This window comes from Halorubrum lipolyticum DSM 21995, from assembly GCF_000337375.1.
GTDB classification, from domain to species: Archaea; Halobacteriota; Halobacteria; order Halobacteriales; family Haloferacaceae; genus Halorubrum; species Halorubrum lipolyticum.
Genome location: NZ_AOJG01000006.1, coordinates 26,818 through 41,152, shown reverse-complemented (window position 1 = coordinate 41,152; position 14,335 = coordinate 26,818). Strand labels below are relative to the sequence as shown.

Here is a 14,335-nt window from a genome sequence, read left to right as displayed (position 1 = left end):
TCGCGGGAGGTCGCTCTCCGGCCGCGTCGGCCCGCTCACGGCGGCCCCCTCACTCGTCGAAGGTGCCGGCGGTGAGGTAGCGCTCGCCGCTGTCCCAGAAGACGGTGACGACGAGGGGCTCGTCGCCGGCGAACGCGCCCGACTCCCGGAGCTCGGCGGCGACCGCCTTGGCGGCGAGGTTCGAGGCGCCGGAGGACTGGCCGACGAGCAGCCCCCCCTCGCGCGCGAGCCGGCGGCACTCGGCCTCGGCGCTCTCGATGTCGACGGTGTGGACCCGGTCGATCAGGTCCGTGTCGAGGTTGGGCGCGATAAAGCCCGGCCCCATCCCCTGGAACTCGTCGATCCCGGGCTCGCCGCCGGAGAGGACGGCGTTGTCGCTCGGCTCGACCGCGTCGATCCGCACCTCGGGGAACGCCTCGCGGAGCCGTCGCCCGACCCCCGTGAGGGTGCCGCCTGTGCCGACGCCTGCGACGAGGGCGTCGACGGTGCGGTCGCCCACCTGCTCGAGGACCTCCGGCCCGGTGGTCTCGTAGTGGGCCCGCGGGTTCGCGGGGTTCTCGAACTGGCGGAGCTGGACCATCCCCCGCTCGCGTTCGAGCTCGTCGGCGCGCTCCTTGGCCTCGGAGATGTCGCCGTCGACGAGCTCCACGTCGGCGCCGTACGCGCGCATGAGCCGGCGGCGCTCGATCGACTTGCCGTCCGGCATCACGAGCGTCACGTCGTACCCCTTCACCGCGCCGACCATCGCCAGTCCGATCCCCGTGTTGCCGGAGGTGGGCTCGACGATCCCGTCGCCGGGCGTCAGGTCGCCGGCCTCCTCGGCGGCCTCGACCATGTACAGCGCCGGGCGGTCCTTCGCTGAGCCGCCCGGATTGCGCGACTCGACCTTCGCCGCCACCGTCGTCGCGGTCGGAGCGTCGACTCGCACGAGCGGCGAGCCGAGCGTGTCCAACGCGTCGTCGTCCATGGGAGAACGGAAGAGTGCGCCACTCAAATGCCCCCCGGACTCCGGCAAATGGCGTCCGATGGCCCCCGCCGACCCGTTGCCACCGACGCGGCGTTTACAAGCGTCGCCGGCGTACGGCCGAGTATGACGCTCGAAACGCTCGATCCCGACTTCACGGACGGCGACGCCCCGGACTCCCCCGACGCCGACGAGTTCGACCCCGCCGTGCTCGACGCGCTCTCCGCCGCCGACTACCGGTTCAAGGTGTGGGGCGGCGACTGGTGTGGCGATTGTCAGCGACAGCTTCCGACGTTCGGCGCGGCGCTCGACGCGGCCGGCGTCCCCGACGACCGGATCGAGGACTTCCCGGTGACGAAGGGCCCGAACGGCAAGGAGGGCGAGGGCGTCGAGGCGTACGGGATCGAGCTGATCCCGACGGTCGTCGTCGAGACCGCCGAGGGCGAGGAGGTCGCTCGGTTCGTCGAGGAGGCGGACGTGTCGATCGCCGAGTTCCTCGCGCGGGAGCTCGAGGGCGCGGACGTCCGGGCTTGAGGGCGCGGGAAAGGCGCCGGTGAAGAAACCGAGACGGGTCGACGCGGGCCGGCGAAGCCGCGAACACCGACGCCCGGGACACTCGCCCTGAGCGACCCGCGCTCCGTCCTCTCGAGCGAACTCGAACAGGACCTCGATCGTCGACGGTCCGGGCATCCTCGCGGATCGCGAGTCGGGCCACGATCTCGCCGTCGGATCCGTGCCGGCGATCGACCGGGTCAGAGAGCGACTGCGGCACGGCCCGGTGGCCGGCGAGCAGGCGCGGCGCACGGTCGCGGTCGGCGTACGCGAGCACCGACCGTGGCGGATTCGCCGGACTTCGACGTCGACGGTCGGACTCGTTCGCCCATGCCCTCCCCTTCGAGTGCGGAATCGAGACTCTCACGGCCTCGTGACAGCAGCTCGCGGCCGCGATCGGTGACGCGGTAGGCGTCGGTCCGGCCGTCGCGTATCACGTTCTGGTCGGTCTCGGTGTGAGTATATAAGCCGACCCCCGAGTGTTCCGGACGGTTCCTGATGCACCCCGGCGACTCGCTCCGTTGTATATCTATTTTGTATTAAATTTGGAACGGAACTTGTCGTCGAAGCCGTCATCGAACGAGACGCTGAATTTCACCGAGACACCCTCCCGATCCTCCTTGATGGACTTCGGAGTCGTGGTGTCATATGACACGAACGGAGCCTCCTCAACAGGGGATGTCGACGGAGTGACCACTTCAGCCGGAGGATCAGGTATTTCGTACGGTTGGAATTTGCCATCCACGACATCATCCACGTGATTGACGACCAGATCAGGAAGCGGATCGGCAATTGGGTCGGGAATGCCTTGGGTGATATCCACATTGAATCCGGTTTCGAATCCAGCTTGTCGCAACGCGTCATCGTGAGCTTGCGCTGCGGCTATCCGTTCCTGCTCACGCCATCCGAGTTCTTTCTGAATCGCCCGTTGCTCACGAGGGCCAGCGCTGTACGCCTCTGGTTGCGTCAACGCTCGATCTAGGTCGGGCTCGCGCATCAGCCCGACCTGGCGCTGGAGTTCGTGCTTCGGCAGTGTATCGAGGTCGGGAGTATACATACGTTAGTTCCTCGTGTATGACGTTGCAAATGTCGCACCGCAGTTCTTACAACTGGTAGTAGAGCTCCCTTCGCCCCTGGTGTTCGATGTCTTTTTCTTAACGTCATAGAGCTTTGCATCCCGTGGGATGCTTGCGTTTGCCTCTTCACCACAGTATGGGCAGGCGACGTTCACAATAGCCATCTGTTAAACTTCTGTCTATTCTAATACAAAAATGTTACCACGAAATGTCTTGAGACAGACAATTTACAAGAGGCTCAGGTGACGTGATAGATACATCCCCTAGATAATATATGAAATCTGAGGGTATTGGCAATTAAGAGTTTCAACAGAGCCCCTCTGCCTCTTTACTTCCAGTTTCACTCTGTGCCTATGGCTCACATCCTTTGCGTTGACTACCAGTTCTACGGATATGGCAACGACGGACTCGGGAGAGAGGATTCGGCGCCGCGGTGTCTTCGTGAACCCCGCTGAAGAACTCCAACTTCGACGATCGAGTGTCCACAGCGCGAAAATGGCGGAGAATCTATTCAGATTCGAGGAGGGCCGAGGTCTCGTCGGGATCGGGCACGAGACCGAGCGAGCGATCTACTACGAAACCGCCTCGCGATCGCTTGTCGCCGTTCAATTCGACAAACACAGGGTGGACGCCGGTGAGCAGGAACGTCTCCAGCGTGAGATCGGAACAACATCATGCCGACACCACCTCGGCTAACGCGGATCGGGAGACGGTAGTGACTACCGGCTTAATTCTTGCCCGGACAAGACACGCTAGCGGTGCCTCTAGGGGTGTAGAACGACGAAATTGGGTGGCTGGGGAGTCCCAGCCCACCAATTCATTCGGGCGAAGCCCGAATTCAATTAAGGTGGGCCAACACGGATTTGAACCGTGGACCTCCCGGTTATCAGCCGAGCGCTCAACCTGACTGAGCTATTGGCCCAGGTGAGCGCATTCGTTCGTTGCGCCGGTAGGATTTTAAGGGTTTCCTTTCGCGAATCGGCCGCAGTCAGCCGATTTCGGATCGAGTCAGAAACAACTCACGCGGCGGGGAACGCGCGCAGAAAGCGGTCCGTGCCTCAGTCGCTCCGGTCCGTCTCGTCGTCTTCGACCGTGAAGTCCACGTCGACCACGTCGTCCGCGCGGTCCGCGTCGTCGAACCGGTCGCCGTCGGCGGCATCGCCGGTGCTGTCCCCGGTGGAGCCCTGTCCGTTGAACTCGTCGGTGCCGCCGGCGTCTCCGGCGTCGAAGCCGTCGCCGTTTCCGAAGTTCCCGCCACCGAACGCGCCGCCGCCCATCGTGAACCCGGCACCGGCGCCGTTTCCGTCGCCGCCGGGGAACCCGCCGATGTAGACGTTACCGGTGGTGAACCCGTCCGTCTCGCGGTCGAGGTACGGGATCACGACGTACTTCTTGAGAGCCATGCGGATCGGGACCCGCGAGAGCGGGAGTGCGAGCAGGAACCCGACCGCGTCGGTAACGAGTCCCGGCGTGAGCAGGAACGCGCCGGCGGCGATCAGGAGGCCGCCGTCGAGCAGTTCGTCGGTCGGGGGCTCGCCGCGGGCCAGCTTGCGCTGGACCCGAGCGAGCGTCGCGCGCCCCTCGGCGCGGAGGAGGAGCATTCCGAGCACGGCGGTCAACACGACCAGCGCGACCGTGACCGCCCACCCCAGCCGCGTCGCGACGACGATCAGGAACAGCGCGTCCACGAGGGGGACGACGAGGAGCAGCGCGAGCAGCGTTCGCGGGCGCATACCGTCGCCTTCCCGCCGGGGACCCATAGCCCTTTTCGTCCGGGCGTTGCGGGGGCGGTCGTCTCGCGGACAGTGGCTCTCCACCGCCACGCGACCGCCACGGCTTTGACCGGTCGGTCCGAGCCGACCGTATGGACATCGTCGGCGCGCTCGGCCGCGACCCGCCGGACCGCGAGTCGCTGCCGCGGTGGCTCGCCCCGCTCCCGAAGGCGCTGGAGGACGTGGCCTTCCGGTTCGTCTGGGTGATCGTCGCCATCAACCTCCTCGGCACCGCGTTCGGGTTCTGGTACTACCGGTTCCAGTTCCGCGAGCTCCCGGTCGAGATGTGGCCATTCGTCCCCGACAGCCCGGGCGCGACCCTGTTGATCGCGCTCGCGCTCGCGGCGTGGGCGCTCGGCCGGTCGAGCGACACGCTCGCGACGCTCGCCTTCTTCGGGAACGTCAAGCTCGGGCTCTGGACCCCGTACGTGCTCGTCGTCTTCCACCCCGCGTTCCTCGCGAACTCGGGGCCCGCGATGTACGCGTTCCTCCTCGTGAGCCACCTCGGGATGGTCGTGCAGGCGTTCGTGCTCCACCGGATCACCGACTTCCCGCTGAAGGCGGTCGCGGTCGCGACCGCGTGGTACACCGTCGACCTGCTGATGGACTACTTCGTCCCCGTGATCGGCGAGGTGACGCACACCTCTATCCCCTACCCCGACGCCGAGCCGTGGTTCACGACGACCGTGCTGCAGGTCGCGGCGGCCGGCGCCGTCGCGCTCACCGTGATCCCGCTGTTCTGGGCGCTCGCGACGCGGGTCGCAGCACTCCGTCTCCGACTCGGGCGCGGCGAGGGCGCCTGAATCGGAGGCCGCGACCCCCTCCCCTGGAGTAGCGTCTCCCGTTTAAGTCCCCGCGGACCGTCATGGGACAGCATGAGCGCGTACGAGCGGATCGCGGACCTATCGGTCACGATCGAGTCGGTGGATCGCCGCCGGTACACCGGCGAGACGACGAGCGGGTTCGAGCGGACGACCACCGAGTTCCGCCTCGCCGGCGACGGCGTCGTCGGTCGCGGCGAGGACGTGACCTACGAGACCGCCGACCACGACGCCCTCGTCGGAACCGACCCCATCGACATCGAGGGCGAGTGGACGATCGACGAGCTGTCGGCGCGCCTCGAGGAGATCGACCTGTTCGCGCACAAGCCACCGGAACAGGAGTACTTCCGAAATTACCGCCGGTGGGCGGTCGAGAGCGCCGCGCTCGATCTGGCGCTCCGACAGCGCGGGGAGTCGCTCGGCGAGTGCCTCGGGATCGAACCGGAGCCGGTCCGGTTCGTCGTCTCGACGCGACTGGGCGAGCCGCCGACCACCGACCGCGTCGAGGAGCTGCTCGCGCTCGACGACGAGTTGGAGTTCAAGCTCGACCCGACCCCGGACTGGCCGGAGGAGGCGTTCACGGCGCTCAGGGAGACCGACGCGGTCCGGATCCTCGACCTGAAGGGCTGGTACGAGGGCACCGACGTCGACGTCGAGGCCGACCCAGAGCTGTACCGCGACGTGTTCGCCGCGTTCCCGACCGCGATCGTGGAGGACGCCGCGTTCACGCCCGAGACGCGCCCGCTCGTGGAGCCGCAGGCCGACCGGCTCTCCTTCGACTACCCGATCGACGGCGTTGAGAGCCTCGAGTCGCTTCCGGTCGATCCGGGGTGGTGTAACGTGAAGCCCTCCCGGTTCGGGACCCTCGAATCGCTGTTCGAGACGATCGCGTACTGCGAGGAGCGCGGCATCGAGCTGTACGGCGGCGGCCAGTTCGAGCTCGCCAGCGGGCGGACCGCGGTCCAGACGCTCGCCGCGCTCTTCTACCCGGGCGGGCCGAACGACGTGGCGCCTCGGCCGTTCAACGACCCCGAGGCGTCGCCGCCGTATCCGGGGAGTCCGATCCGGCCCGACCGCGACGCCGTCGGCTTCGAGTTCTAGTGAGGGAGCTCTGTTGAGGGTCTCAGCGGTTGATCGCTTCCCACGGCCTCAATCGTTCTGTATAGGAACAGCGGTGAGCGAGAGCGGGAGTGGGTATCGCAGATCGGTGGCAGCAATTCAGTATTTAAACAGCCGTGAGCGATAGCAGCGACCACGTATAAAACGGGGCGGTGGCGTGCGCCTGTGAGCGCCCGAAGGGCGCGAGCAGCGCCGCGCGAGGTCGCCGGCGCTGCGCGCCGGCTGCCAGAGGGACCTCTGGTCCCTCGCTGGAGTCAGTCGCCCGGAGCAACGCGGAGGGCGACTGACGAGGCTGGGGAGGCGTGAGGTGCGGTGCTGTGCGGTGCGGGGTGGGACTCAAAGGGGCAGTCGCGATTCCCGCGAGCAACGCGAGCGGGAAGACGGGAGACAAAGTCTCCCGGAAGGACGAAGCACNGGGGTGGGACTCAAAGGGGCAGTCGCGATTCCCGCGAGCAACGCGAGCGGGAAGACGGGAGACAAAGTCTCCCGGAAGGACGAAGCACGCTGCAGCAAGCACCGCAAGGAGCGAGTGTAACGAGCGACTGAGGAGCGCAGCAAAGCGCGCGAGTCGTCGCGACTGGGGCTTTGGAGGTGTTCACCGCAAAGTCGTCGATCACGTATAAATAGCCGACGGCAACACCACTCGTTCACTTATAAACAGCCGATCAACCGAATTGACACACATACTCCCACAGTGGTTCAACAGGGCCAAGGGGAGCATTGGATCTCCGCCTACCGTTCGCGCTCCGCGAGTCGGTCCGACGACTGCGACGACGGGGCGTCACGCTCGGTCGCGGAGTCGAACCGAGCCGCCTCGTCGGCCTCGCGATCGCGGGCGTCGGCGATCCGCTGGGCCGCGTCGGCGAGCGCGTCGAGCGCGGCGAACAGCCGGTAGGAGAGGTACAGGCTGGCCGGGAGTGCGACGCCGACGATGAGGCCGAACAGGACCTGTCCCACGATCACGAGCGAGTAAACGAGCGTGAGGATCGAGACGACGGCGAGCGTCGCCCCGGTCCGCGTTCGGAGGGCTTCGGAGGGGGAGAGCGGGTCGTGCGCCATGCGCGGCGCTACCGTCGCGGGATATTTAAAAATGACCGGCGCTACTCCGCGTAGATCGTGTCGCAAGTCGGCTCCAACTGCACCTCGCCGTCGGGGAGGAGATACACGTCGACGCCGCCTGCCGAGCGCGTCCCCTGTTGCTCGCAGTTCGGGTCCGGCCACTCGCGCTCGACCGGCTCGCGGTCGTCGACCGTCACGACGATCGTCGTCGGCGTCCCGGTGAAGGGTTCGGTTCCCTCTCGGGCGCGGTCGCCCTCGATCTCGAAGGTCCGGCGGTACAGCGCGTCGCCGTCGGCGTTCTCGACTCGAACTGAGAGCGTGTGGGCGGTGTCCCGGCGGTTGTACGCCTCGACCTCGTGCGCGAGTTCCTCCGGGCCGAGGAGGTCCGCACAGCCGGCGAGGCCGGTTGCGGCGGCGGCACATCCCGCGGCGAGGAGAGACCGACGGGACGAGGACCGTCCAGACGGGGACCGACGAGTCGGATTCGGGGACATACGGAAGCCGTGCGGAGGGCTCCGTCATACCGGTTGCGGTCCGCAAAAAATACGGCTGCGGGCGGCGAGCGCTCAGTCGTCGGCGGGGGCCGCGGAGTCGCCGGCGGAGACGCCGGTACCGGGGCCGATGTCGATGCCGAGCGCCTCGAGCTTCTCGTCGGGGACGACGCCGTCGACCCAGTCGCGGGTCTCGTAGTACTCCGCCTTCATCTCGTCGAGTTCGACCAGTTCGCCCTCGCTGGCGCCCGTGCCGGGGATGGCGTCCGGGTGCCCCTCGACGAAGCGGTTCGGCAGCGTGTCGTCCGTGCCGTCGAAGCCGGCGAGGTTGTTGAAGTAGCGCTCGAGGTTGTACACTCGCTCGCCCGCCTCGAACAGCTCGTCCTCGCTGAGGTCGCGGCCGGTCATGCCGTTGTACTGGAGCACGTACTCCTCGATCCCCTCCGCGAACGCGCTGAACTTGCAGATGTCGAAGGAGTCCGACACCGCGTGCAGGTCCTGGAAGGTGGCGGTGAGCTCGCCTTTGCCCTCCCACTCGTACGGGTCGACTTTCTCCGGAATGCCGAGGATCTCGGCGGCCGGGGTGTACCCGCGCAGGTGGCAGGCGCCGCGGTTGGAGGTCGCGTACGCGATCCCCATCCCCTTCATGCAGCGCGGGTCGTAGGCGGCCATCGTCTGGCCCTTGACCGAGAGCTTGTTGCCGTGCGCGTCCTTCGCGTCGGCGACGCGTTCGGGGCCCTCCGCGAGGAGGTCGCCGAGGTCCGAGGAGCGGTGACCGATCTCGTCGAGGAGGTCGATCATCGTCTCGGAGTCGCCCCAGTCGAGGTGGCCGACGCCGTCGAGCTTGCCCTCCTCGCTCATCTCCATCGCCATCGCCATCATGTTGCCGGACTCGATGGTGTCGATGCCGAGGTCGTTACACCGGTCCAGCATGACCGCGATCTCGTCGCGGTCGTCGTGGCCGGAGTTCGGGCCGAGCGCCCACGCGGACTCGTACTCGTACGACTCCATGCGGACGTTCAGGTCCTCGCCCTTGTGCGTCACGTCGACCTCGACCTCCTTCTTGCACGCGACCGGACAGGAGTGACACGTCGGCTCGTCGACGAGGATGTTCTCGCGGACGTTCTCGCCGGAGACCCGCTCGGCCTGCACGTCGACGCCGTCGGCCTCGCTGAACGCCTCCGTCGACGTGTGCTGGGCGTTCTTCGTCGGGAGCCCGTCCATCTCCTCGGTCGCGTTCATCAGGACGTTGGTGCCGTACATCGAGAGCCCGCCCTCGTTGGGCGCGGTCACGTCGGACTCGCGGATGACCTCCATCGCCTGCTGGTAGCCCTCCTGGAACGTCTCCGGGTCGGCGGGCTTCGGCATGTCGGTCCCCGATTTCACGACGACCGCCTTCACGTTCTTCGCGCCCATGACGGCGCCCGTGCCGCCGCGGCCCGAGGCGCGGTCGTCCTCGTTGATGACGCAGGCGTAGCGGACGCCGTTCTCGCCGCCCTGCCCGATCGTCATCACGGAGAGGTTCTTGCCGACCGACCCGTCGACCTCCTCGCCGAGGGCGTCGATCGTGTCGTGGACGCCCTGGCCCCAGAGGTGGGAGGCGTCGCGTACCTCGACCTCGCCGTCCTCGACGAGCAGGTAGACGGGGTCGTCGCTCTCGCCGTCCAGCAGGATCCCGTCGAGCCCGGCCCACTTGAGCCGCGCCCCGGACCAGCCGCCGTGGTGCGAGTCGGTGACCGTCCCCGTCAGCGGGGACTTCGTCACCAGGGCGATCCGCCCGCTCATCACGGTCTGGGTCCCGGTGAGGGGACCCGTCATGAGCGCGAGTCGGTTCTCCGGCCCCAGCGGGTCGACGTCCGGCCCGGCGTCGAAGACGTACTTGACGCCCAGCCCGCGCGCGCCGATGTACTTCTCCGCGTCTTCCTCGTCGATTCCTCGGTAGTCGACCGCCCCGTCCCCGAGGTCGACCTGTGCAACTCGGTCTCTGTAGCCGCCCATTTCAGTCATGTAATGCTCGTTCATTATAGATGGACCGGAGCGAGTTAGTTGTTCACCTCCGAGCGAAACGACTACCGGTTACGTCTGTGGCCCGTGGTCGTCCTCACGATATATAAATAACGACCGTGAGAGCTGGGAAGAAAATCGCCGGCTGAAGCGGGGGTAGCCGGTCTTCCGACGCTCGAAGCGGCCGCCGTACTGCCGAGCGGTTTCGGCGCGGCCGGCGTACCGGGGGCGACGCGTCCGCTCCGTGACCGCTAACTTCGAGGGGCGAGAACTGCAGCGCGTGATCGGTCTCGACCGCGACACCGACGGCGACGACGAGCGCGACGACGACGACGAGCGCGACGGCGACGCTGAGCGCGACGGCGACGCTGAGCGCGACACCGACGCCGACGGCCGGAGCGACCGGTGGACCGGCACCGCGGCGTTCGGGCTGGCACTCCTCGTCGCGTCGCTGATCCCGGTGTCGTGGGTCGCGCCGGGCGGCGGGGCGGGCGGCGGAAGCGATGTCGGCGGCACGGGAGCCGGAATCGTCGGCGCGTTCCCCGTCGAGGTCGGCTTCACCGACCCCTTCCACCTCGTCGGCTACGCCGTTCTGACGGTGCTCGCGAGCCGCGCGATCGGGCGGGGTCGGCGCGGGCTCCTCCTCGCGGCCGCCGCGGCGGTCGCGTTCGGATTCGGGATCGAACTCGTGCAGGCGCCGATCCCGTGGCGGTCGTTCGCGTGGGGCGACGCCGCCGTCAACGCGCTCGGAGCGGGCATCGGTGCGGGAGGGCAGGCGCTCTGGCGGTCTCGTTCGGCCGAACGGGGCTCCCGGTGAGCCCGATCGGCGCCCGTTAGCGCGCCGCGAGAGCGTTACGGCCGCGACCGCGCTGCTCGACGACGGCCTCCACGTCGGCGTTCAGCCGCGAGCGCTCGAAGTACACGTGGTCGAACTCGCTCGACTCGTACTCGGCGTAGAGGTCGAGGGGGATCTCGTCGCCGTCGTCCGCGTCCCCGACCGTCTCCGCGAGGTCGCCGTCGTCGACGCGGACGACCAGCGTCCGCTCGTCCGCGTCGAAGACGACCTTCTCGGCCCCGAGGTGCTCGCCGTCGAGCGCCCACACGTCGACGGTGTCCTCGGCGACGGACTCGACGTCGTCGGGCGCGTCGAACTGGCAGACGACCTTGCCGTTCCCGTCGACCGTGACGGACGCGTCGGGCAGGTCGCGGTCGACGCGCTGCATGCGCCCCTCGACGCGAGGGGCGATAGTTCCCTTCCCCTCCAGGTAGTCGACGACGGTCGTCGCGAGCAGCTCGCCCGTCTCCGCGAGCACCGGCTTGTCCCCGAGCGGGTAGCCGCTGCCGCCGCCGGCCATGAAGCTGTTGACGGCCACCTCGTAGGTGGCGTCGCCGTCGAGCGGCTCGCCGCCCACGCGCACGTCGCGGACCAGCTCGTCCGCGTCGTCGTGGGGGACCCACTCGAAGCGCACGCCGCTGACCTGCTGGGTCACCTCCTCGCCGAACTCCTGCCCGCCGCCGCTCTCCAGCGTGACGATCTGACTCTCCAGCGTCTCCACGAGCTCGTCGCCGGTGAGCTCCAGCGTGACCAGCGTGTTCGGGAACGGGAGGGTGTTGAACACGTCGCCGCCGGTGATCTCGCCGGGGCCGTACACCGAGTCCGAGCGGATGCCGCCGGCGTTCGTGATCGCCACGTCGGCGTCGGCCCGCTCGCGCATCGCGTCGGTGATCAGGTTGCCGTAGTTGGTCTCCCGGTGGTAGTTCGAGGAGAACGTGGCGTCAAGCGCCGTCTCCGTCTCCACGACCGGCGAGTCGAGGCTCACCTCCGCGCGGTAGTCGTTGATGATGTCGGAGGCGGTGGGATCCTTCTCGATGTCGTCCGTCACGGGGATCAGCTCACCCTCCCACGAGGTGACGGCGCCGTCGGCGACGGTCAGCGTGATCTCGCTGAGGAAGTTCGCGCGAGCCTGCGCCTCGGAGACGATCGACCCGCTGACCTCCGCCGGCGGGTACTCCAGTTCGTCGTCGCCCACGACCACGACGTCGATGTCGTCGTCCGCGTCGGCCTCGGCGAGCGCCTCGGCGTCTGGGACGCCCGTGTGCGCGAGGGCGACGACGACGTCGACGCCCTCATCCTCCTTGAGTCGCTTCGCCTCGGCGGGCCCCGTCTCGGTGTAGTCCTCGAGGGTGAGCCCGCGCTCGTTGAACTCGATGTTCGTCTTGCCGAACGTCGCGCCCTCGTCCACGAGACCGATGATGCCGACACTGACGCCATCCTGCTCGACGACCCGCGTCGACTCCGTGCCGTCGAACGCCTCGCCGGTGTCGCTGTCCACGAGGTTGGTCGCCAGCCACGGGAAGTCGGAGTCCTCCGTCACGTCGGAGACGGCGTCGAGCCCGTAGTCGAACTCGTGGTTCCCGATCACGTCGGCGTCCGGTCCGACCTCGTTGAGCACGTCGACCGGCGCGCGCCACTGCGAGACGGGACTGAGCGCGTGCGGACCGATCTGGTCGCCCCCGCCGACCACGACGACCGGTCCGTCGGCGGCCGCCCGGCGCTGCTCGATGAGCGTCACCAGCCGCGGGAATTTCTTGTCCTCCGCGGCGGCCGTCTGAACGTCGTTGTACGACAGCAGCGTCAGCGTCGTCGACCCGTCGCCGTCGGCGGCCGCCGCCGACCCGGAAAGGACCGATCCGCCGAGTACGATTCCACCCGCTCGAAGCACCTCGCGCCGACCGTAGTCACGGTTCCGTGACATCATCTTCTTTCATTTAGCGTTATTTATAAAATCTTTCTATATATTAGATAATATATGTAATGGGCGCACCATATCTATCGGAGATTGCCTCGACACGTCGCGGTCGCGGGCCGCGGGTCGCGACCGGGTGGGACCCCGGGCTCCGCCGTGTTCGATCCCCGCTCGGTGGTCCGCGATGACGACACGGCTTTACGCGCTCGGCCGCTCCCTCCGGTAATGAGCAAGCCGAGCCCCGACGCGTACGAGCAGGGGCGCGGGATGGACGCGCACAACGCCGTGATGCGCGACATCCGCGCCGAGCGCTCGGAGACGTACGACCCGACGCAGCCGACCCGCGTGTGGATCGACGAGGACAACACGCCCGACGGCGTCGTGAACTCCCTCACGATCATCCTCAACACCGGCGGCTGCCGGTGGGCCCGCGCCGGCGGCTGCACGATGTGCGGCTACGTCGCGGAGTCGGTCGAGGGCGGGAGCGTGAGCCACGAGGCGCTGATGAACCAGATCGAGGTCTGCCTCGACCACGAGCGCGAGGAGGCGGAGGCCCCCGCCGAGCTGATCAAGATCTACACCTCCGGCTCCTTCCTCGACGAGCGCGAGGTGCCCGCCGAGACCCGCCGGGCCATCGCCGAGACGTTCGCCGAGCGCGACCGGATCGTCGTCGAGTCGCTGCCGGACTTCGTCAGTCGGGAGAAGATCGGCGACTTCGCGGACCACGGCATCGCGACCGACGTGGCGGTCGGGCTGGAGACCGCGACCGACCGCGTCCGCCACGACTGCGTCAACAAGTACTTCGACTTCTCGGACTTCGAGGAGGCCTGCGCGGAGGCGGCCGCCGCGGACGACGACTTCCCGGCCGACGTGGGGATCAAGGCGTACCTCCTGATGAAGCCGCCCTTCCTCGCGGAGCCGGAGGCCGCGGCCGACATGATCGACTCGATCCGTCGCTGCGCCGACGTGGACGGCTGCCACACCGTCTCGATGAACCCGACGAACGTCCAGCGGTACACGATGGTCGACGAGCTGTTCTTCGAGGGGGGGTACCGCCCGCCGTGGCTCTGGTCGGTCGCGCACGTCCTCGAGGAGACCGCAGACGTCGACGCCATCGTCGTCTCCGACCCGGTCGGGCACGGCTCCGACCGCGGCGCGCACAACTGCGGGGAGTGCGACGACCGCGTCCAGACCGCGATCAAGGACTTCGACAAGCGACAGGACCCGAGCGTCTTCGAGCAGGTGTCCTGCGAGTGCGAGGCGACGTGGGAGCTCGTGATGGAGGAAGAGACGAGCTACAACATGCCGCTCGCGCGATAGGAACGTCCGAAACGGGCGGGGTCGGAGGCGACTGCGATCAGTAAAAGTCGGAAAATCGAGACGGACGATCCGTTTTGTACGAATTTCTGAACAGAATGCGCGTGTGAATACGGATCATACCGATCGATCAGGTCGAAAAAGACCCTTATACCTCCGGATACTGAGAGGAACCATGAACGCAGACGCCAGCGGTCCCGGGTCCTCCCGCGGGAAGTCGGTCCTGTTCTGTGTAGAGTGCAGCTTCGAGAACCCCGTCTCCGAGGGGTGGCTCGTCGTCAGCGACGGCGACGAGCGCACCATCGTCTGTCCGGAGTGCGGCCACGTCGCCGACCACCGGACGGAGCGGTCGGCGCCGGCGCCGCGAGCGGACTGAGCGATCGACTCAGCGAGCCGAGCGCGTCTCCGCGCCG

15 protein-coding genes and 1 tRNA gene are annotated in these 14,335 nt (G+C 67.7%); 7 read left to right on the top strand and 9 right to left on the bottom strand.

The window, feature by feature from the left end:
• Window positions 1-49: 49 nt before the first annotated feature.
• Window positions 50-967, bottom strand: coding sequence for a PLP-dependent cysteine synthase family protein (locus tag C469_RS01900; RefSeq protein ID WP_008003347.1), 918 nt, complete (start codon window positions 965-967; stop codon window positions 50-52).
• Window positions 968-1,090: 123 nt separating this feature from the next.
• Here C469_RS01900 and C469_RS01895 point away from each other — a divergent pair, with 123 nt between their 5' ends.
• Window positions 1,091-1,498, top strand: coding sequence for a TlpA family protein disulfide reductase (locus C469_RS01895; RefSeq protein WP_008003346.1), 408 nt, complete (start codon window positions 1,091-1,093; stop codon window positions 1,496-1,498).
• A 547-nt stretch (window positions 1,499-2,045) separates the two neighbouring features.
• Here C469_RS01895 and C469_RS16605 read toward each other — a convergent pair.
• Together C469_RS16605 and C469_RS17810 are read right to left on the bottom strand one after the other, a co-directional pair.
• Window positions 2,046-2,573 carry a hypothetical protein gene (locus C469_RS16605; RefSeq protein ID WP_147587228.1) on the bottom strand — a complete coding sequence of 176 codons (528 nt, stop codon included), beginning with the start codon at window positions 2,571-2,573 and terminating at the stop codon, window positions 2,046-2,048.
• A 3-nt stretch (window positions 2,574-2,576) separates the two neighbouring features.
• Entirely contained in the window at window positions 2,577-2,756 is a 180-nt protein-coding gene (locus C469_RS17810; protein WP_449272112.1) for a hypothetical protein, read from the bottom strand.
• A 229-nt stretch (window positions 2,757-2,985) separates the two neighbouring features.
• Here C469_RS17810 and C469_RS01885 point away from each other — a divergent pair, with 229 nt between their 5' ends.
• Window positions 2,986-3,288 carry a hypothetical protein gene (locus C469_RS01885; protein ID WP_241429976.1) on the top strand — a complete coding sequence of 101 codons (303 nt, stop codon included), beginning with the start codon at window positions 2,986-2,988 and terminating at the stop codon, window positions 3,286-3,288.
• A gap of 152 nt (window positions 3,289-3,440) precedes the next feature.
• Here the strand turns inward: C469_RS01885 and C469_RS01880 are convergent.
• Window positions 3,441-3,514, bottom strand: a tRNA-Ile gene (locus tag C469_RS01880).
• A gap of 136 nt (window positions 3,515-3,650) precedes the next feature.
• On the bottom strand, window positions 3,651-4,325 hold the full coding sequence (locus C469_RS01875) for an FxsA family protein (protein WP_049910918.1): 675 nt from the start codon (window positions 4,323-4,325) through the stop codon (window positions 3,651-3,653).
• A 131-nt stretch (window positions 4,326-4,456) separates the two neighbouring features.
• Here C469_RS01875 and C469_RS01870 point away from each other — a divergent pair, with 131 nt between their 5' ends.
• Window positions 4,457-5,167, top strand: a complete 711-nt coding sequence (locus C469_RS01870; protein WP_008003339.1) for a DUF1405 domain-containing protein — start codon at window positions 4,457-4,459, stop codon at window positions 5,165-5,167.
• A gap of 72 nt (window positions 5,168-5,239) precedes the next feature.
• Complete coding sequence (locus tag C469_RS01865; RefSeq protein WP_008003338.1) at window positions 5,240-6,286, top strand: hypothetical protein; 1,047 nt, start codon at window positions 5,240-5,242, stop codon at window positions 6,284-6,286.
• Between the two features lie 750 nt (window positions 6,287-7,036).
• Here the strand turns inward: C469_RS01865 and C469_RS01860 are convergent.
• From C469_RS01860 to C469_RS01850, 3 genes are all read right to left on the bottom strand, one after another.
• Window positions 7,037-7,363, bottom strand: coding sequence for a hypothetical protein (locus C469_RS01860; RefSeq protein ID WP_008003337.1), 327 nt, complete (start codon window positions 7,361-7,363; stop codon window positions 7,037-7,039).
• A 41-nt stretch (window positions 7,364-7,404) separates the two neighbouring features.
• Entirely contained in the window at window positions 7,405-7,857 is a 453-nt protein-coding gene (locus tag C469_RS01855) for a hypothetical protein (protein WP_008003336.1), read from the bottom strand.
• 72 nt (window positions 7,858-7,929) lie between these two features.
• Window positions 7,930-9,861, bottom strand: coding sequence for an aldehyde ferredoxin oxidoreductase family protein (locus C469_RS01850; protein WP_008003335.1), 1,932 nt, complete (start codon window positions 9,859-9,861; stop codon window positions 7,930-7,932).
• A gap of 241 nt (window positions 9,862-10,102) precedes the next feature.
• Here C469_RS01850 and C469_RS17440 point away from each other — a divergent pair, with 241 nt between their 5' ends.
• Window positions 10,103-10,675: a hypothetical protein gene (locus C469_RS17440; protein WP_241429975.1), complete on the top strand. Its 573-nt coding sequence runs from the start codon at window positions 10,103-10,105 to the stop codon at window positions 10,673-10,675.
• A 16-nt stretch (window positions 10,676-10,691) separates the two neighbouring features.
• On the opposite strand, the gene C469_RS01840 is transcribed toward C469_RS17440, so the two are convergent.
• Entirely contained in the window at window positions 10,692-12,581 is a 1,890-nt protein-coding gene (locus C469_RS01840; RefSeq protein WP_049910927.1) for a bifunctional metallophosphatase/5'-nucleotidase, read from the bottom strand.
• Window positions 12,582-12,830: 249 nt separating this feature from the next.
• Here C469_RS01840 and C469_RS01835 point away from each other — a divergent pair, with 249 nt between their 5' ends.
• Window positions 12,831-13,925: an archaeosine biosynthesis radical SAM protein RaSEA gene (locus C469_RS01835; protein ID WP_008003332.1), complete on the top strand. Its 1,095-nt coding sequence runs from the start codon at window positions 12,831-12,833 to the stop codon at window positions 13,923-13,925.
• A gap of 172 nt (window positions 13,926-14,097) precedes the next feature.
• Entirely contained in the window at window positions 14,098-14,298 is a 201-nt protein-coding gene (locus C469_RS01830; RefSeq protein ID WP_008003330.1) for a hypothetical protein, read from the top strand.
• Window positions 14,299-14,335 lie beyond the last annotated feature (37 nt).